Origin of the sequence: Flavobacterium sp. CG_23.5, assembly GCF_017875765.1 — a bacterium.
Lineage (GTDB): Bacteria > Bacteroidota > Bacteroidia > Flavobacteriales > Flavobacteriaceae > Flavobacterium.
The window spans coordinates 1997770-2016453 of the sequence record NZ_JAGGNA010000001.1 but is presented as its reverse complement, the minus strand read 5'-3'; the positions used below and the strand labels follow the sequence as shown (position 1 = coordinate 2016453).

The 18684-nt window shown below is 34.0% G+C and carries 18 protein-coding genes and 1 tRNA gene; 9 read left to right on the top strand and 10 right to left on the bottom strand.

The window, feature by feature from the left end; all coding sequences use genetic code 11:
* Positions 1–116 precede the first annotated feature (116 nt).
* Positions 117–1214 carry a glycosyltransferase family 2 protein gene (locus tag H4V97_RS08630; RefSeq protein ID WP_410505220.1) on the bottom strand — a complete coding sequence of 366 codons (1098 nt, stop codon included), beginning with the start codon at positions 1212–1214 and terminating at the stop codon, positions 117–119.
* On the bottom strand, positions 1214–2200 hold the full coding sequence (locus H4V97_RS08625; protein ID WP_196848859.1) for a lysylphosphatidylglycerol synthase domain-containing protein: 987 nt from the start codon (positions 2198–2200) through the stop codon (positions 1214–1216). Before H4V97_RS08625 ends, H4V97_RS08630 begins: the two co-directional genes overlap by 1 nt.
* Before the next feature lie 90 nt (positions 2201–2290).
* On the opposite strand from H4V97_RS08625, the gene ruvC reads away from it, so the two are divergent.
* The 7 genes from ruvC (at position 2291) to H4V97_RS08590 (ending at position 7164) form a co-directional block, all read left to right on the top strand.
* Positions 2291–2845 carry a crossover junction endodeoxyribonuclease RuvC gene (gene ruvC, locus H4V97_RS08620; protein ID WP_209549475.1) on the top strand — a complete coding sequence of 185 codons (555 nt, stop codon included), beginning with the start codon at positions 2291–2293 and terminating at the stop codon, positions 2843–2845.
* A gap of 439 nt (positions 2846–3284) precedes the next feature.
* On the top strand, positions 3285–4418 hold the full coding sequence (hemW, locus tag H4V97_RS08615; RefSeq protein WP_209549474.1) for a radical SAM family heme chaperone HemW: 1134 nt from the start codon (positions 3285–3287) through the stop codon (positions 4416–4418).
* Between the two features lie 92 nt (positions 4419–4510).
* Positions 4511–5263: a cyclase family protein gene (locus H4V97_RS08610; RefSeq protein WP_209549473.1), complete on the top strand. Its 753-nt coding sequence runs from the start codon at positions 4511–4513 to the stop codon at positions 5261–5263.
* Positions 5260–5661 carry a GNAT family N-acetyltransferase gene (locus tag H4V97_RS08605; protein ID WP_209549472.1) on the top strand — a complete coding sequence of 134 codons (402 nt, stop codon included), beginning with the start codon at positions 5260–5262 and terminating at the stop codon, positions 5659–5661. Before H4V97_RS08610 ends, H4V97_RS08605 begins: the two co-directional genes overlap by 4 nt.
* Positions 5658–6011: a DUF4260 domain-containing protein gene (locus tag H4V97_RS08600; protein ID WP_209549471.1), complete on the top strand. Its 354-nt coding sequence runs from the start codon at positions 5658–5660 to the stop codon at positions 6009–6011. The genes H4V97_RS08605 and H4V97_RS08600 overlap by 4 nt, the downstream gene beginning before the upstream one ends.
* Before the next feature lie 3 nt (positions 6012–6014).
* Positions 6015–6386, top strand: coding sequence for an MmcQ/YjbR family DNA-binding protein (locus H4V97_RS08595; protein WP_209549470.1), 372 nt, complete (start codon positions 6015–6017; stop codon positions 6384–6386).
* Between the two features lie 67 nt (positions 6387–6453).
* The gene (locus H4V97_RS08590; RefSeq protein ID WP_209549469.1) at positions 6454–7164 is read left to right on the top strand and encodes a PH domain-containing protein; all 711 of its coding nucleotides are present in this window, start codon (positions 6454–6456) and stop codon (positions 7162–7164) included.
* An 84-nt stretch (positions 7165–7248) separates the two neighbouring features.
* On the opposite strand, the gene H4V97_RS08585 is transcribed toward H4V97_RS08590, so the two are convergent.
* From H4V97_RS08585 to H4V97_RS08575, 3 genes are all read right to left on the bottom strand, one after another.
* Complete coding sequence (locus tag H4V97_RS08585; protein WP_209549468.1) at positions 7249–8349, bottom strand: DUF4407 domain-containing protein; 1101 nt, start codon at positions 8347–8349, stop codon at positions 7249–7251.
* A 150-nt stretch (positions 8350–8499) separates the two neighbouring features.
* On the bottom strand, positions 8500–10101 hold the full coding sequence (gene pckA, locus H4V97_RS08580) for a phosphoenolpyruvate carboxykinase (ATP) (RefSeq protein WP_209549467.1): 1602 nt from the start codon (positions 10099–10101) through the stop codon (positions 8500–8502).
* Between the two features lie 80 nt (positions 10102–10181).
* Positions 10182–10568, bottom strand: a complete 387-nt coding sequence (locus tag H4V97_RS08575; RefSeq protein WP_209549466.1) for a DUF423 domain-containing protein — start codon at positions 10566–10568, stop codon at positions 10182–10184.
* A gap of 206 nt (positions 10569–10774) precedes the next feature.
* Between H4V97_RS08575 and H4V97_RS08570 the strand changes: the two genes are divergently transcribed.
* Entirely contained in the window at positions 10775–12145 is a 1371-nt protein-coding gene (locus tag H4V97_RS08570) for a saccharopine dehydrogenase family protein (protein WP_209549465.1), read from the top strand.
* 64 nt (positions 12146–12209) lie between these two features.
* On the opposite strand, the gene H4V97_RS08565 is transcribed toward H4V97_RS08570, so the two are convergent.
* The 4 genes from H4V97_RS08565 to H4V97_RS08550 all read right to left on the bottom strand — a co-directional run bounded on the left by H4V97_RS08565 (position 12210) and on the right by H4V97_RS08550 (position 16282).
* Entirely contained in the window at positions 12210–13712 is a 1503-nt protein-coding gene (locus tag H4V97_RS08565) for an energy transducer TonB (protein WP_209549464.1), read from the bottom strand.
* The gene (locus H4V97_RS08560; protein WP_196848878.1) at positions 13709–14083 is read right to left on the bottom strand and encodes a BlaI/MecI/CopY family transcriptional regulator; all 375 of its coding nucleotides are present in this window, start codon (positions 14081–14083) and stop codon (positions 13709–13711) included. The genes H4V97_RS08565 and H4V97_RS08560 overlap by 4 nt, the downstream gene beginning before the upstream one ends.
* Positions 14084–14094: 11 nt before the next feature.
* A complete protein-coding gene (locus H4V97_RS08555) occupies positions 14095–14397 on the bottom strand; it encodes a hypothetical protein (protein ID WP_196848879.1) in 303 nt (100 codons plus the stop codon).
* A gap of 496 nt (positions 14398–14893) precedes the next feature.
* On the bottom strand, positions 14894–16282 hold the full coding sequence (locus H4V97_RS08550) for a dipeptidase (protein WP_196848880.1): 1389 nt from the start codon (positions 16280–16282) through the stop codon (positions 14894–14896).
* A 106-nt stretch (positions 16283–16388) separates the two neighbouring features.
* On the opposite strand from H4V97_RS08550, the gene H4V97_RS08545 reads away from it, so the two are divergent.
* A tRNA-Leu gene (locus tag H4V97_RS08545) sits at positions 16389–16470 on the top strand.
* Positions 16471–17244: 774 nt separating this feature from the next.
* Here the strand turns inward: H4V97_RS08545 and H4V97_RS08540 are convergent.
* A complete protein-coding gene (locus H4V97_RS08540; protein ID WP_317192083.1) occupies positions 17245–18675 on the bottom strand; it encodes a DUF885 domain-containing protein in 1431 nt (476 codons plus the stop codon).
* Positions 18676–18684: the final 9 nt, after the last annotated feature.

Genomic DNA, 18684 nt, shown 5'->3' with positions numbered 1-18684 from the left:
TGTTCACTATATCTTTTTCTTTTTTAATCAAAAAGTAAAAGGATGCCGTTTCCATCTGGGCTAGGGCATTTGTGAAAACAAGAGGTATCGTTCTGCATAGATCTGAAATAAAAAATCTAGAATCGTCTCCCTTTCCATTCGTATTTCCCAAATAGCGAATATAAAGCTACGCTTACGCTGAAAAACGGATAGAAAAAACTGCTCATAATTAAATACCGCATTCTTTTTTTGGTCAAAAATAAGTGGGACTTTTGGATCAAAATAGTGTCAATAACAAATTTTGACAGCCATAAGAAAAAGACGTTATGCAAAGTAACATAACCAGAAATCCATAAAAAAACAGCTAAAATCAAACTCAAATTCCCTCCAAACACGACTAAACCTAAAGCTTTTCCAAAACTACTTTCATACGAACTCGTTTTTGAAGCCCAACGCACTCTTTGATAAAACAAAGATATCCAATCATTCAATGGTTTTGTGATGACAATATTGTTTTCAGATTTCAAATAATGTACTTTTTCCGGAAAACGTGAAATTGCTTTTTGCAGTAGGAAAACGTCATCGCCACTTGCAATTTTGTTATTTCCCTCAAAACCATTTAGTGATAAAAATAATGATTTGGTATAAGCGAAGTTCGCGCCATTGCACATAAATCCTTTTCGCAAACCAAAACTCCCGAAAGTAGTGCCTTGTAAACTCGCCAAATCTAATTGCTGGAAATGATGCAGAAACGAACTTTTGCAATCATAAGTCACAGCTCCTGCAATCATCGAAGTATTGTGAAGCTGAATGTAATTATCCAATGTCAGTAACCAGTTCTTATTGACCTGACAATCTGCATCGGTAGTAATGATCCAGTCCGTTTTTACGATTTGCATCGCGGTCACAATCGCATCTTTCTTAGGGGAGTTAGAAACCCGAATGTTCTTTATGACCGAAACTTTAAACTTTAAACTTTGAACTTTAAACTCTTCTTGGGAAAAATCATCCACCAAAATAACTTCAAACAATTCCATCGGATAATTTAACTTGGATAAACTATCTAACAAAATAGGCAAATTTTCGGCCTCATTCCGAAAAGGAACAATAATCGAGAATTTATTTATTGGCTTTAAGCCAATGTAATCAACAGTATTTACTTTGGTGAAGCCATAAATCAAAAAGCAAATAGTAAAAAGATAAACTATTACAATCGCACTTAAAATTAAGGTAATCATTCTTTAGGAGTTAAATTAATCTCCTTTGTGATTCCCTCTTTGGGGGTTAGGGGGCTTTTAAAATTCAACACATAATAACTCCCAATAAGTACTGGTAAAACCACATTGAGAAACCACATTAACGTCGAAATAAAAATTACAATCCATTCATTTATGCCTAGAATCCCGAAAAAATAAACGGCTACACTTCCCTTCACAGCAAAGTCTAGAAACTGAAAAGTAGGCAAGGAAGACGCTAAGAAATATACACTCGAAATACACGACATCATAATTAAATAAGGGAAATGAACATCGAAAGCCAAAAACAAGAAATAATATTGGTGTGAAAAAACCAGATAGCGACAAACTCCCAAAAAGATATTTTTTTGATGAATTGATTTTGGAATTTCATTAATCTTAATAATTAGTTTTTCGATAGAATAGCCTTTGATTGCGATTTTTTTAACCAAAAATAAAACAACGAATAGGAGTAATAGCATTCCAAATAGCAATGCCACGGTTTTTGTAGTAATCACATTGTACTTTGCATTGAAATACAATAAGCCGAAAACTCCAAAAATAACGGTCAAAATCATTTGGATTCCGTTGCAAATCAGGTTTAAAAAAAGGATATTTTTAGTGTCTTTTTTTTCAAAAAACAAAGCTTTTCCGGCATATTCTCCTACACCATTAGGTGTAAATAGTCCGGCAGTCAATGCGCCAAGAACTTGTTTAGTGGCTTCGCCGATAGATATTTTATGGATAAAATGAACCAAATTTTGCCATTTCAAGATTTCAAAAAATCGATTCAAAAAACTGAAAAATAAAATAAAGGCGATTCCCCCAGTTGATTGGTTTTTCTGGAACAAAACAAGGAATTTCTGCCAATCGAGCTTGTCGTTATTGGCAAGTTGATTGTAAATAAAATAAAAGGCACCGCCCACAATCAAAATTTTGATTATAAGAACGAGGAATTGTTTAGTTTTGTGTGGAATTGTAATCATAAGTCCCCTAGCCCCCGAAGGGGAATAATTAAGGTGTAAAATAACGAATAAACTTTTAAACCTGAAACTTTAAACCTGAAACAAATCAACTTGGCAAACGAACGTATCATATTAGGAATTGACCCCGGAACGACGATTATGGGTTTTGGATTGATAAAAATTGTCAATAAAAAAATGGAATTTTTGCAATTGAATGAATTGCAATTATCTAAATATGACAATCATTATCAAAAACTGAAAATCATTTTTGAACGTACCATTGAGTTAATTGACACGCACAATCCAGATGAAATTGCAATTGAAGCGCCTTTCTTTGGTAAAAACGTGCAATCGATGTTGAAGTTGGGACGTGCACAAGGTGTGGCCATGGCAGCAGGACTTTCGAGAGATATTCCTATTACTGAATACGAACCCAAGAAGATAAAAATGGCGATTACCGGAAACGGAAATGCCAGTAAAGAACAAGTCGCTAAAATGCTGCAGCAACTTTTAGGACTGAAAGAATTACCTAAAAATCTTGATAGCACGGATGGTTTGGCAGCAGCAGTTTGTCATTTTTTCAATTCGGGAAAAGTGACTGGCACCAAAAGTTATACCGGTTGGGACGCTTTTGTAAAACAAAACGAAGAACGAGTTAAAAAATAGTTTTCATTTTGTAATTATAATACTTATAAAAAATCTCGTAATAATGTTTAAAGAGTTCTCATTTATTGGTTTATTGTTTATTCCATTAATTTTTATAATTAGTAGGAAAGTATTGAGAGAGAGAATGCCATTTTTAATAATATTTAGTTTCGCTATTTTAATTTCGATCCTATCTTTTTTTGAAATGAGCAATGATAAAAGCACTTCGCCAAACTTTATATTATTGTGGTTTTGTCCCATATATTCGTTATTGCTTTACAGGTTAATGTTAATTCCTTTTTGGGCAAGAAAGAGAAGAGATCCAAAAATTCCACAACGAGAATTATTTTATTCAGGAGATGTAAGTCTTTTTGCTGATAAATTTTTTGGGTTTGTTTTTATGTTATTAAGTATACTGTTACCGATGGTTTTAATAATCAAATTAAGTTAAAGATAATTTATGTCAGGAATCTACATTCATATCCCTTTTTGCAAGCAGGCATGTCACTACTGCGACTTTCATTTTTCTACTTCGATGAAGAAGAAAGAAGAGATGGTTTTGGCTATTGTCAAAGAAATTGAAATGCGCAAAAATGAGTCTGAAAATCAAATGATTGAAACTATCTATTTTGGTGGTGGAACTCCTTCGGTTTTAACTTCTGAAGAGATTAATTTTCTGATTGCTGCAGTTTATAATAGCTATTCTGTTTCAGAAAATCCTGAAATCACGCTTGAAGCGAATCCTGATGATTTGTCAAGTGAACGAATAATTGAATTGTCTAAAAGTAAAATCAATAGGTTAAGCATTGGAATCCAGTCTTTCTTTGAAGACGATTTACAATTGATGAACCGCGCTCATAATTCGACGGAAGCCAAAAAATGCTTAGAAGAAGCAACAAAGTATTTCGATAATATTTCTCTTGACTTTATTTACGGAATTCCAGGAACGAGCAACGAAAAATGGAAGCAAAATATAGAAACCGCTCTGAGTTTTGGGATTCCGCATATTTCGAGTTATGCCTTGACGGTGGAACCTAAAACGGCTTTGAACAAACTGATTCAAACGGGAAAAATTGCCGCGCCTAAAGATGAAGTTGCCCAAGAACATTTTGCTATTTTGGTGGAAACGCTCGAAGCCAATGATTTCATTCATTATGAATTGTCGAATTTTGGAAAGGAAAATTACTTCTCCAAAAATAATTCGGCGTATTGGTTAGGAAAAAAATATATTGGAATTGGTCCTTCGGCGCATAGTTATGATGGCGTTTCCCGAAGTTGGAATGTTTCTAACAATTCTCTTTATTTAAAATCCATTCAGGAAGATAAGTTGCCTAACGAAATAGAAATTCTTTCGATTGCGGATCGATATAACGAGTATATTATGACGGGGTTGCGAACAATTTGGGGTGTTTCTTTGGATAGAATTGAAAAGGAATTTGGAAAGGAATTTTTGGATTATCTTTTTAAACAAAGTCAGAAGTTTTTGAATGACAATTTGCTTTTCATTGAAAATAATATTTTAAAAACCACCAAAAAAGGAAAGTTTTTGACAGATGGAATTGCATCGGATTTATTTTATTTAAATTTGGAATAAAATATAACCACTAAGTACGCAAAGATGGCACAAACTCCACTATGCTTTGTGATCTTGGTGATAATCTTAATGCCCTTTGTGGTTAAATAATTATGCTAGCAATTATCGATAATAAATATCAAGTAGACCTATCAAAACCTATTGATATTTCGATTCCATTAACGAATACAGATGAAAATCCAATTGCTTGGTATATTGATAAACCGATAATTGAACCCGTAGTTTTTGACAATTGGATTGGAAGCGTGAAAAAAGGAGCTTCCACTAATTTCAATAATATTTTCTTTAATCCGCACGGTCACGGGACTCACACGGAATGTCTGGGCCACATTACACGAGAGTTTTACAGCATAAATCAATCGTTGAAACAGTTTTTCTTCTTGGCGGAATTGGTCTCGGTAGAACCGGAATTACATGGGGAAGATTGGGTGATTACTAAAATTCAGATTGAAAAAGCCTTGAATGGAAAAACCCCAGAAGCAATAATAATTAGAACGTTGCCCAATTTAGAATCCAAAAAACATTTAAAATATTCCAATACCAATCCGCCTTATCTGGATGAAGTTGCTGCGCGGTTCATTTGCGAAAGCAAAATACAACATTTGCTGATTGATTTGCCAAGTGTGGATAAAGAACATGATGAAGGAAAATTATTGGCGCATAAAGCTTTTTGGAATGTAAAAGACGTTAATAATTTGAATGAAGATGCAAGATTGGAAGCAACTATTACTGAAATGATTTTTGTTCCGAATGAAGTGCAAGACGGAAGTTATTTGTTGAATTTGCAAATTGCTTCGTTTGAGAATGATGCGAGTCCAAGTAAACCAATTTTGTATAAAATATGATTACCGTTTCAACCGATAAAAATAAGCTCGATATTCCGTTTATCCAACATTTTTTGAAGGATATTTATTGGGCCGCAGGACGAACCATTGAAGAAGTGCAAACTACTATCGATCATTCTTTTTGTTTTGGAATTTACCTCGATAACAAGCAAATCGGATTTGCACGTGTTATTACAGATTATGTGGTTTTTGCTTATTTAATGGATGTATTTATTACAGAGGAACATCGCGGGAAAGGATATTCGTCAATTTTGATCGAAAATATGATGAGTGAGCCGATGCTAAAAAAGGTAAAAATTTGGAGGCTTGCCACGTCTGATGCGCATTTTTTATATCAAAAATTTGGTTTCAAGCATTTAGCGAATCCCGAAAAATTAATGGAAAAAATTATCGAATGAAAACAATTATTAAACTGGAAGAATTGGGATTGTTGTTACTTGGGATTTATTTTTTTAGTATTTTAAATTATCCTTGGTGGTGGTTTTTCACGTTGATTTTAGCACCGGACTTTTCTATGGTTGGCTATGTTTTTGGAAATAAAACAGGTGCATTCAGCTACAATTTATTCCATCATAGAGGAATTGCTATAATCATCTATTTAATTGGAATATACTTTCATCAGAATGAAATTCAGCTGGCTGGAGTAATTCTATTTGCTCATTCGTCGTTCGATAGAATGCTGGGTTACGGATTGAAATATGAAAAAGGTTTTAAATACACACATTTGGGATTAATTGGAAAACAGTAATTAATGAACCTAGAAACATACTACGAATATTGCCTTTCTAAAAAAGGAGTGACGGAACATTTCCCTTTTGATGAAGATACCTTAGTTTTTAAAGTGGGAGGTAAGATGTTTGCTTTGTCATCTTTAAGTCAATGGGAAAAAGGCGAACCATCGGTTAATTTGAAATGCGATCCAGATAAAGCAGAGGAATTGAGGGCGCAATACGATGATATTAAACCTGGGTTTCATATGAGTAAAATTCATTGGAACACGGTAAATATAATTAAAGATGTTTCGGATAGTGTTGTCAAAGGATTGATCGATCATTCCTACGAATTGGTTTTCAAAAGTTTAACAAAGAAATTGCAAACCGAAATTATTGAATTAGAAAATTAGGCATTACTTTTGCGATGCAATTTGAACATAAATAATAAACAGATACTGAAATAAATTCAGCATAAAAATGAAAGAACAACTTAAAAAATTCCTGAACGAAGAACAAGATCCGAAAGCCATTGAAAAAATCACTTCAAAATTGAATGATTTATTGATGAAAAACGAAGAAATTGGTTATATCGCTGTTCAGAAAAAACCTGCACTGACCGTTTTTCCGGATAGTATTGTATTGACAAACAAGCGAATTATTATTTGTCAGCCTAAAAACCTAGGACTTTCTATGGATTTTACGGATTATACTTGGGATCAAATTGAAGGTACTTTTGTTAAAGAAAATATTTTAGGCTCTGAATTTTCGTTTTCCACCAAAACGGATATGCAAGTTTCGATTGATTATATTCCAAAAATTCAAGCAAGAAAAATTTTCACTTATGCCAAAGAGCAATTGGATATTTTAAAAAGTGGAACAGTTACAAATCAACCAACTGTTGAAGAAATTCAAGATGCTGTGATTTTAGACGAAGATTTTGTTGAAGAAATGGAAACCGAAGAAGTTACCAGTTTCTCTGAAATAATGCCAATTTCACCTCCGCCTTTTAATATGGAACCCGAAGAGTTCAGTCCTCCTGTTGAAAATCAAAAGGAAATCGGCTTAAGCAATTTGTCACAAGATGAACTTTTTGAAAAATTACAGAATTATAAAAGATTATTGGATAATGGATTGATTTTGCAAGGCGAATATGATGTTTTCAAAAAAGAGATTTTGAGTCATATGTAAAATAGTCGAAAGGCGTAAAGTTGAAAGTCTTAAAGAAGGAACTCGTATCCTGACTTTAAGACTTTCGACTTTTTAACTTAAAAACTAAAGTGTTTTCTTCTGCTTTTCTACAAAGTTATGTGCTTGCAATTCCAGTAATTCCGTCGCTTTCTTGCGTTGCAAGTCATATAAATTCTTGTCTTGAGCAATGTCTTGATAGACTTTATCGTGCATAGCAGCACTTGTTTTTACTAACAAGCCTCTTTGGTATTTATCTTGTTCCAAAGTTGCTTTCAGCGCTGTTTCTAGATCTTCCAGTTTATAATCATATTCGCCTTTTGGAGATAAAAGTTTGGCAATTATTGGGGAAGCTTCAATGGCTAAAAACAGCAACATGATGAAGAATGAAGGAATCCATGGCAATTTGTCTAATGCGTTTATTCGCACCATTAAACCGTCAAAACCATCAATGATCGGTTGGGTTTCGGTTACTTTTTTATCTAAATCAGCTTGTAGCGTTTTAGATTTTTTCTCCTTTTCGGCAATTTTTGCCAAGTTGTTTTTTCTAATAGTATCGAGTTCGGCAGTAGCCAAGCTATGTTTGGCAATTTTTTCTTTAAATACGGGACCTTTCCCCAATTTCATAGTGCCTTTTGTACCTTCGGCTTCTGTAATGTAAGTTTCATAAAGCGTATTCACTTCCTTTTCTTTCTTAGTAATATCCGATTTTAAGCTATCGATTTCGGTTTTGTTTTTATCTAAATCCGATTTGAAATAACTGGCAATTTCTTTTTTGTTGTTCAAAGCCATTGCGTTTTTTTCTTTCAATAAAACGGTGTTAATTTCTTTTTCGAAAATTTTAATTTCTAATGGTTTAGAAATCACAATGGCAATGATAACTGCCAAAATAATTCGGGGAGTTGCTTGTAGAAATTCACTTCCGAACTTGTCTCTTTTTCGAATAGTGGAAACGATAAAACGATCCAAATTAAAGATGAGTAAACTCCAAACCAATCCAAAAAGTAAAGCGGGATAGATACTGTCAAAAACGGTAAACAAGGCATAAGCACTTGCAATAAAAGCCATAACGGCAGTAAAAAAAACAGTGGCGCCAATACCAACATATTTGGTTTGTTCGCCTTCGGAACAGCCTTCAAGGAGTTCTTTGTCGGCTCCGGAACAAAGGATGAAAAAATGTTTTAACATGATTGATGATTTTGATTGATGCTTGCAAATTTAACGCCAAAAAACAAATAATGGTATAAATAGTTGATATGATTTTAATTAGCTTTTTCTACTATATAAAAAGAGCTGTTCATTACGAACAGCTCTTTTTGTTTTTGAATTAAAATTAACTTAAGCTAAGGGAGCTCCTGCCATAATTTCGGCATTAGCAAACTCTTCAAACTTGGCGAAATTGGCTTTAAATTTTTGAGCTAATTCGACCGCTTTTATATCATACAACTCAGGATCTTCCCAAGTATTTCTTGGATTTAATATTTCAGTGGGTACATTTGGGCAAGATTGTGGTTTTGCAATTCCAAAAACTTCGTGATTTTCATAGTCCACATCATCCAATTCTCCGTTTAACGCAGCAGTAATCATTGCACGAGTGTATTTTAGTTTCATTCTGCTTCCTGTTCCGTAAGGTCCACCAGTCCATCCGGTATTGATTAACCAAACTTTTACATTAGCGTCTTTTATTTTTTTGCTTAGCATTTCAGCGTATTTTGTTGGATGCAAAGGCATAAACGGTGCGCCAAAACAAGCAGAAAAATTAGGTTGAGGCTCCGTAATACCAGCTTCTGTTCCTGCCACTTTTGCCGTGTATCCTGAAATAAAGTGATAAGCCGCTTGTCCAGGAGTTAGTCTCGAAATAGGAGGTAATATCCCGAAAGAATCGGCAGTTAAGAAAAATATATTTTTAGGATTTTTCCCAATAGAACCGGGTTGGATATTATCAATATGGTAAATAGGATAACTTACGCGGGTGTTTTGTGTGATTGAAACGTCCTCATAATCAACTTCATTCGTGTCATTGTTTATAATTACATTCTCTAAAATTGCGCCTTTTTTTATGGCTCTAAAGATATCTGGTTCATTTTCTTCGGAAAGATTGATGACTTTTGCATAACAACCTCCTTCAAAATTGAAAACGGTATTTTCATTAGTCCAACCGTGTTCATCGTCTCCAATTAATTTTCTGTTTGGATCTGCAGATAAAGTTGTTTTTCCGGTTCCTGATAATCCAAAGAAAATAGCTGTATCTCCTTTTTCACCTACATTAGCACTACAGTGCATAGGTAATGTATTTTTGAAAACAGGTAAAATGAAATTCAAAGCAGAAAAAATTCCTTTTTTCATTTCCCCGGTATATCCAGTTCCACCAATCAGAACTATTTTTTTAGTGAAATCTAAAATAGCAAAGTTACTTTGACGGGTTCCGTCAACGGCAGGATCTGCCATGAAACTAGGAACACATAGCAAAGTCCATTCTGCTGTAAAGTTTTCAAGTTCTTCTAATTCAGGTCTCAAAAACATATTGAAACAGAATAAATTTGCCCAAGGAGTTTCTGTAACCACTCTAACATTTAATCTGTAATTAGGATCAGCACATACATAAGAATCTCTTACGTAAACTTCCTTATTTGATAAATAATCCGTAACTTTTTTATATAAAGCATCAAATGCTTTAGGTTCAAACGGAATGTTTACTTTTCCCCACCAAACTTGGTTCTCAGTAATGCTGTCTTTGACAATAAATCGATCCTGAGGAGAGCGTCCAGTATATTCGCCAGTGTTAACTGCTAAAGCGCCGTTCGAAATTTCAATTCCTTGACCTAATGCAATTGTCTTTTCGTGTAATTCGTTGGCTGATAATTGGTAATGAATCTTTGCGTTTTCAATTCCTATGTCTTCTAGCGAAATCGATTGCGTAAACGGTGTGTTATTATTCATAAAATTATGTATTGTGAAGTTTAATTTATCGACTGCAAAAGTAGAACTTATATTTTAGATAGGATTTAATTATCGTGGTTTTATTGTTTTTTCTTGATTATATTAATAAATAATATCCCCCAAGCCAGTATTAATAAGAGTCCACCGATTGGAGTCACAAAACCAATCGCTTTAAAATCAAAAGAAGTAAGTGTATTTGTGGCCAATAAATAAATAGATCCTGAGAATAAAATAACACCAAAAAGCACCAAATTATAGATAGTTTTCTTCGTTTTTTGAGACAAGTCTGTCATTAGTCCAGTAAATAATAAAAATAGCGCATGGTACATTTGATAGCGTACTCCAGTCTCAAAAGTGGAAAGTTGCTCTACAGACAGTACTTTTTTTAGGGCATGTGCACCAAAAGCACCTAGAATTATCGCTATCATTCCAAAAATTGCTCCGGTTGAAATTATTTTTTTGTCCATTTTTTTTTGTTCTATTTTAATTGCAAAAGTATCTCATTGCTATCTAAATTGAAAGAATATTGGTTGATACTTTTTTTGGAGTTTGATTGCTATATTTTCTTTTTTTAGTGTTAGTTTTTCTTTTTTAGAAAAAAAATTAAGTTTTAATGTTTGCTATTTGTTATAAATACAACAATTTTGTATGTTTGTGTTATAATTATAGAAAAATGAGAACAATACTTATCATTGGGGCAGGAAGATCAGCGTCATCGTTGATTCAATATCTTCTAAGTAAATCTGAAAAAGAGAATTTGCACCTTATTATTGGTGACTTATCGATGACATTAGCCCAAAAGAAAACCAATAATCACCCCAATGCGACTCCTATTGACCTAAATATTTTTGATGAAAATCAAAGGAAAGAAGCGATTCAAAAAGCAGATATTGTTATCTCGATGTTGCCTGCGCATTTGCATATTGAGGTTGCCAGAGATTGTATTGTTTATAAAAAGAGCATGGTTACGGCTTCCTATGTGAGTGATGCCATGCAAGAATTAGATGCAGCTGCCAAAGAAAATAATCTTATTTTCATGAATGAGATTGGTTTGGATCCTGGAATAGATCACATGAGCGCCATGAAAATTATTGATGAAATTGGTGATAAAGGCGGGAAAATGCTTTTGTTTGAATCTTTTTGTGGTGGTCTAGTTGCGCCAGAATCTGATACAAATCTTTGGAATTATAAATTTACCTGGGCGCCTCGTAACGTTGTTCTTGCCGGACAAGGCGGTGCTGCCAAGTTTATTCAGGAAGGAGCTTATAAATACATACCGTATTGTAATCTGTTTAGAAGAACTGAATTTCTTGAAGTAGAAGACTATGGTAGATTTGAAGCGTATTCCAATAGAGATTCCTTAAAATACAGAAGTGTTTATGGGTTAGATGATGTTCTTACTTTATATAGAGGTACAATTCGTCGGGTAGGTTTTTCCAAAGCTTGGAATATGTTTGTGCAATTGGGAATGACGGATGACAGTTATGTTATGGAAGATTCCGAGCACATGAGCTATCGTAAATTCGTAAATTCCTTCTTGCCGTATCATCCTACGGATTCCGTTGAAATAAAAGTGCGTTTGATTCTCAAAATAGATCAGGACGACATTATGTGGGATAAATTAGTAGAATTAGATTTATTCAACAGCAAAAAAATTGTGGGACTAAAAAATGCCACTCCGGCACAAATACTGGAAAAAATATTGAATGATAGTTGGACACTACAACCCGAAGATAAAGATATGATAGTGATGTATCATAAATTCGGATATGAATTAGATGGTGTGAAAAGACAAATCGACTCCAAAATGGTCTGTATTGGCGAAGACCAAACGTATACTGCAATGGCAAAAACAGTCGGTTTGCCGGTTGCCATGGCAACATTGCTGATTTTAAATGGTGAGATTACAACCCCAGGCGTACAACTTCCTATTCGTAAAGAAGTGTATGTGCCCATTTTGAAAGAGTTAGAAGAATATGGTGTTGTTTTCAAGGAACAAGCCATGCCATATTTGGGTTATAACCCGATAAAAAATTTTAGTTAATAGTTTTTTAGATTGTAGTTCAATGAATCCGCTTCGTAATGAAGCGGATTTGTTGTTTTAAAATCTATTTAGCCGTTTGAACGGTTATAGGTAAACTATACATGGTTCTAACTGGTTCCTCATTCATTTTACCGGGAATCCATTTTGGGCTCAAGCGTATCACTCTTTCTGCTTCTTCGCCTGTGTTAAAGCCAATGTCTCTTAAGATTTTTGTATCTGTTATGCTCCCGTCTTTTTCTACTATGAAAGTGATGTATACTTTTCCTTTTATTTTGTTAGCTGACGCTTCTTTAGAAATTTGGAAATTTTCGCCTACAAATTTATAGAATTCAACTATCCCGCCCGGAAATTCTGGTTTTTCTGTTAGTCCAGCGATATCGTAAACAGTTTGACTTTGATTAGTCCTTACTTTTTCAGGGGAGACCGTTTTAGCGTCCTGTACTTTGTAAGCCTTGTCATCTCCTTTGTTATAAATACTCAATTCAACTGACGTTGGTCCTTTTGCTTCTTTGAGATTTTTATCCTGCTTACTTGTTGCTGGAGGTGGAGGAGGCGGAACATTTTTTTTCTCTAGATTGGTAAGCTCGTTGAATTTTTTTTCGGATACAATTGTTCCATTTTTATCCTTGATTTTGAAAATGGTATTTTCAAAATACTTTTCCATTCCGGTAAGTTGAGTCTTCGTCTGCTCAGCCTTTACTACTTTTTTTTCTTGAGCTACTACTTTTGTGCAGAGTGAAAATACTAATACAGTCAATAAAGGAATTAGAAGTCCCTTCTTTACTAATGCTCTCGTTGTGGAGGTGGTTTTTGTCATCATAAGTAATCGTTTTTTAGTTATTAAATAATTCAAATTACTGGCCAGGTAAAAAGGTTGGTTCTCGTTTGCTTTCGATAGTAATAAAGATTGGTAAAACGGAACGTTTTTATAGGATGTGACTACTTTCTCATCAGCAAGAAATTCGTGATTGAGCTGTATAGCTTTCTTGTAAAAAATAAAAATAGGGTTGAACCAAAATATCGTTTTGATGATTTCTATAAACAAAATGTCTAAAGTGTGTTTTTGAGTAACATGCGTCAATTCATGGGTATATAATTCCGCTTCAATATTTCGATTATTATAATCCGTTTCGTTGATGAAAATAGAGTTGAGGAAAGTATGCGGCAGTGTTTTTTCAGGCACCAAAATCAATTTGGCGTTTTTATAAGCAATTGGTGAATTCGACTTCATTTTTGCCGAAATCTTGATGACGTTGCTAATAAAACGGATTGCCAAAATCAGTGTTACTAAAGCATACAAACTCCATAATGCTATGGGTAAATAGTTTGTTTCTTCAACTATTTGTGTGCTTCCCTGTAGTACTTGAATGTTTGCAGGAACAGCTGTACTTTTCGCTATTTCCTGAATCACTTCTATTGTAATGAACGGAACTACAAATGAAAATACTAGACTGAACAACAAGTAAAACCTGTTGAATAGGTGCATTTTTTCTTTTTCCAAAAACAAATAATACACTGCCAGTAATACGAATAAGGTAATGGTTAATTTAATTAGAAAGTCTATCATTTTTTCTTTTTTTGAATTTCACTATCTATTATTTTTCTGAGTTCTTCCAATTCTCTTTCTGACAAATTGGTTTCGGTGGTAAAGAAAGAAGCAAATTGTGATGCCGAATTATTAAAGAAATTACTAATCAATCCGTTGACGTGTTTCGAGAAATAATCCGTTTTTTTGACCAAAGGATAATATTCCCGAGAGTTTCCAAATTCATTGTAGGCAACGAATTTTTTGTCAATCATTCTTTTTAAAAGTGTGGCAACGGTTGTGGTTTTGGGTTTTGGATCCGGGAATGCTTCGAGCAAATCCTTCATGAAAGCTTTTTCTAGTTGCCAAAGATGTTCCATCAGTTGTTCTTCGGAGTTAGTTAGTTGTAGCATATTTATTTTTTTTATTTTGTATAAATTTCTTGAATTGGTATACCTTTTTCATAGATCTTGGTTCCGAGTAAAATCCCTTCGGAGTCATAAAATTTCCATTCTCCTGTGGGTAGCCATTCTATCTTTGAATTTATCATGGCTTTGTTTGAAACACCTATTTGTTGAATTTGTCCAGTATTGTGATATTTGATTATATGGCAACTGTTTTTTTTATATTTTTCTTTTGAAAGTAATCTATCGCTCATGAACTCTTTCCAAGTTCCAATCTTATTTCCTTTTTTGTATCTTCCTGTTGCAGTGGATTCGATATTCATGAATTTTTTCGTTTGAATCCATTTACCCGTTTTGAATCCATTTTTAGTTTGATTGACTTTACAGCTAGTTAGGCTTATACATATTATAAGGAGGACAATTTTATAAAGATTTTGCATTTTCATATTCTACAAATTAAAACATTGTTCTACAAATGTAGAGCAAAATCTTTAAAAAACAAATTTTTTTTAAAGATTTTGATTTGGAAGTATTTATTTCTTAGTTAGCGCGTTAGGGATAGCAGCGGCATCCTTTTGTGACAATAGAAAGGGCTAGCGAAGCAAATAAAATTGGAACAAAAGATAGAGCGAATAGCCCGACCTTGTTTCTAAACAGAAGTTTTTATTGAACGAGATATTTCTGAAACGAGGTAACGCCCAAAAAAAATCCGTTCACTCTATGTAGAAGGAACGGATTATTTATTTTGAAAAGGGTTCTCGATACTTTTTTGTTCCGTTGCTCTTCTCAAAAAAACTCGAACGGACGGAATGAGAAATATTATTTCGAAAGTTCTACGAAATATTTATAAAACAATGGGATAGTTTCGATTCCTTTCAAATAATTGAAAATTCCGAAATGTTCATTTGGCGAGTGAATCGCATCGCTATCCAAACCAAATCCCATCAAAATAGTTTTACTTTTCAGTTCTTTTTCGAATAAGGCAACAATAGGAATACTTCCCCCTGAACGAACAGGAATGGCAGGCACACCAAAGGTTTCTGTATAGGCCATGTTCGCCGCTTTGTATCCAATGCTGTCAATTGGAGTCACGTAACCTTGTCCGCCGTGATGCGGTTTTACTTTTACGGTAACGCCTGCAGGAGCAATACTGAGGAAATGTTTAGTGAATAATTCGGTGATTTGTTCCCAATCTTGATTTGGAACTAAACGCATCGAAATTTTAGCGAAAGCTTTGCTTGCAATAACTGTTTTAGCACCTTCTCCAGTGTATCCACCCCAAATTCCATTGACATCAAGTGTTGGACGTATGGAGTTTCTTTCGTTGGTTAAATAGCCTTTTTCACCATAAATATCGTTTAACTCTAGTGCTTTTTTATAGTCTTCTAATTTGAAAGGGGCTTTTGCCATTTCGGCTCTTTCTTCAAGAGATAATTCTTGAACATTATCATAAAAGCCAGGAATGGTAATGTGATTGTCTTCGTCGTGAAGCGAAGCAATCATTTTTGCCAGAACATTTATCGGATTGGCAACGGCTCCGCCATATAGTCCAGAATGTAAATCACGGTTTGGTCCCGTAACTTCTACTTCTACATAACTTAATCCACGTAATCCTGTAGTGATGGATGGTTGTTGATTTGAAATCATTCCGGTGTCAGAAATTAAAATCACATCGTTTTTCAGCTTTTCTTGGTTGCGTTCCACAAACCAACTCAAACTCTTAGAACCCACTTCTTCTTCGCCTTCAATCATGAATTTTACGTTGCAAGGCAAGGTATTGCTTTGGACCATATATTCTAATGCTTTTACATGCATGTACATTTGGCCTTTATCATCACAAGCACCGCGAGCAAAAATGGCGCCTTCGGGATGAATATCTGTTTTTTTAATGACAGGTTCGAATGGTGGAGAAGTCCAAAGTTCGATTGGATCTGCAGGTTGAACGTCATAATGACCGTAAACTAACACCGTAGGCAAGGTTGGATCAATAATTTTTTCACCATACACAATTGGATATCCCGGAGTATCGCAAATTTCAACAAAATCGCATCCTGCTTTTTCCAGACTGGCTTTTACAGCTGCGGCCGAATCGATAACATCTTGAGAATAAGCCGTGTCAGCACTAACGGATGGGATTTTTAATAATTCGATTAATTCGGTAATGAAACGATCTTTATGTTGTTGAACATACGATTTTATATTTTCCATGGATTTAAATTTTATAGTTTCAAAAGTACAAAAAATAGAATAAATATTTTTTCAATAAATTGCTTTGAAAGTTGGAAGATATGTTTATATTTGCACCCACAATTGCGCGGATATGGTGAAATTGGTAGACATGCCAGACTTAGGATCTGGTGCCGCAAGGCGTGTAGGTTCGAGTCCTATTATCCGCACAAAAAAAGCTTCTCAATCGAGAAGCTTTTTTTATTTTATACTATTTGGTTTCTGGGATTACTCAAAATTTGAGTATAAAAAAACCAGAGCAAGTCTGGGTTTACGTTTTTATAAATTACTGAGTTAATATAAAAGATAGCGACACTTATATTATCTAAAGGCAAAAGCTATTCGGAATGTTTATAGTAAAAAATAGAAAAACAATATAATTAATATTCTAAATTATTCGTCTTCTAGCTTTTCTTCAAATTTTGAATTTCTTACAGACACGACCAATACAAATCATAAAACATAATGTTAATTTGTTTACCGGTATTTCGATGGTTGTTTTTAATTTAGGAGCATGTTAGCCCCACATACAAGACAACGAAGAAGACTAATATTAATGTTAAATCTTTCATGATTTATGGTTTTAGGTTTGCAATATTTTTTATGTGAAAGCTACGATTACAATATTCTTTTTTTGAAATATTTAGATAGTACAATTCTTTCAATTGTTGAGCAAATTTACAAATATAGTCGCTAAAGTGCCAAATTTAATCGATGAAATACACTAAATTAATTATAAATGGTATAATTTTCTTACTTTGAGAATAGAAATAAAACGTGGTTGATTAGTTGTATAAATTCTTACAAACAATCTGTAAGAAATTCCAAATTAAATAAAATTAGTAAAACATTCTTGAAAATATAGTTTGCCTTTTTGTGGAGTAGTTTTAAAGCAGAAAAGCTTCCGCCGCGGCGAAAGCTTTTTTGATACAAATGACTGGAAATTATTTCTCGTCTATCCAAGCATTAATCTTTTTTTCTAATAATGTCAGTGGCATATTGCCAGATTCTAATACTTTTTCATGGAATTTCTTAATATCAAATTTGGCTCCCATTTTATTCTCCGCTTTCTTGCGAAGTTCCATAATCTTCAATTGGCCAATTTTATATGATAAAGCTTGTCCCGGAATCGCCATATAGCGCTCTATGGACGTTGTGATACTTGCCTCATTTTCGGCTTCATTTTCCAATGAGTATTTGATAGCTTGTTCTCTCGTCCATCCTTTGCTATGTAATCCTGTGTCAACTACTAAACGGATAGCACGGTGGATTTCATTACCTAACATCCCAAAATATTGATACGGATCTTGGTATAAACCCAGTTCTTTTCCTAAACTTTCTGTGTATAAAGCCCAGCCTTCGCCATAAGCGCTAAAAAAATTGAATTTTCTAAAATCAGGCAATGATTTATTTTCTTGTTGCAGCGAAATTTGGAAATGATGGCCAGGAATGGCTTCGTGTAAGAATAGATCTTCTGCGGCATAGACATTATAATTTAGCACATCAGGAATAGGTACATAAAAAATTCCGGGGCGCGTTCCATCGGCTGAGCCTTGATTGTATTCTGCAGAGGCTGATTTTTCTCTAAAAGCTTCGGTTCTTCTAATTTCAAATTTTGTTTGGGGTTGTAACGAAAATAATTTATTTACGTTTGGTTTTATTCTTTCATAAATGCTTTGGAAATTTGCAATTACTTCTTGTGGTCTTTTGAAAGGTTTTAGTTCTTTTTTATTTCTTACTTCGACGAAAAATTCTTGTAGTGAACCTTTAAAGCCAACTTGGTTTTTTACTTTTTCCATTTCTATTTTTATACGCGCAACTTCCTTAAGTCCTAATTCATGGATTTGTTCAGGAGTCATTTCAGTAGTCGTCATTTGTTTTGCATAAGTAGCGTATAATTCTTTTCCAAAAGGCAAACTCCCTATTCCGCTAGTTGTTCTTGATGCAGGAAGATATTCCTTGGTCAAGAATTCCGCCATTTTTTTGTATTGAGGAATCAATTTGTTGTTGATTTCTGCCGTGTATTTTGCCGTCAAATCTTTTTTAACTCCATCTGAAAAAGAAGCTGGCATCAATTTTATAGACGAATAAAAAAGATTATCTTCTATTTTTGCGGTTGGCATTTCTGCGAATTGTGGAATTATTTTTAGGGTCAGAGCTTTTGGCATAACAACTCCTTTAGCCATCCCTTTTTTCATATAGACCATTGCCGAATCTATCCAAACAGCATATTTATCGATTCTTTTTAAGAAATTAGTATAATCTTTTTCAGTTTTGAATGGTTGAGCACTAGAGCCTCCCGCAAATTGCCCTATAGTCAGTTGTGTTCCATACATTTGATTAAATGGCATTAAGTTGGTGGGATATTTTAGCATGTTTTTGCC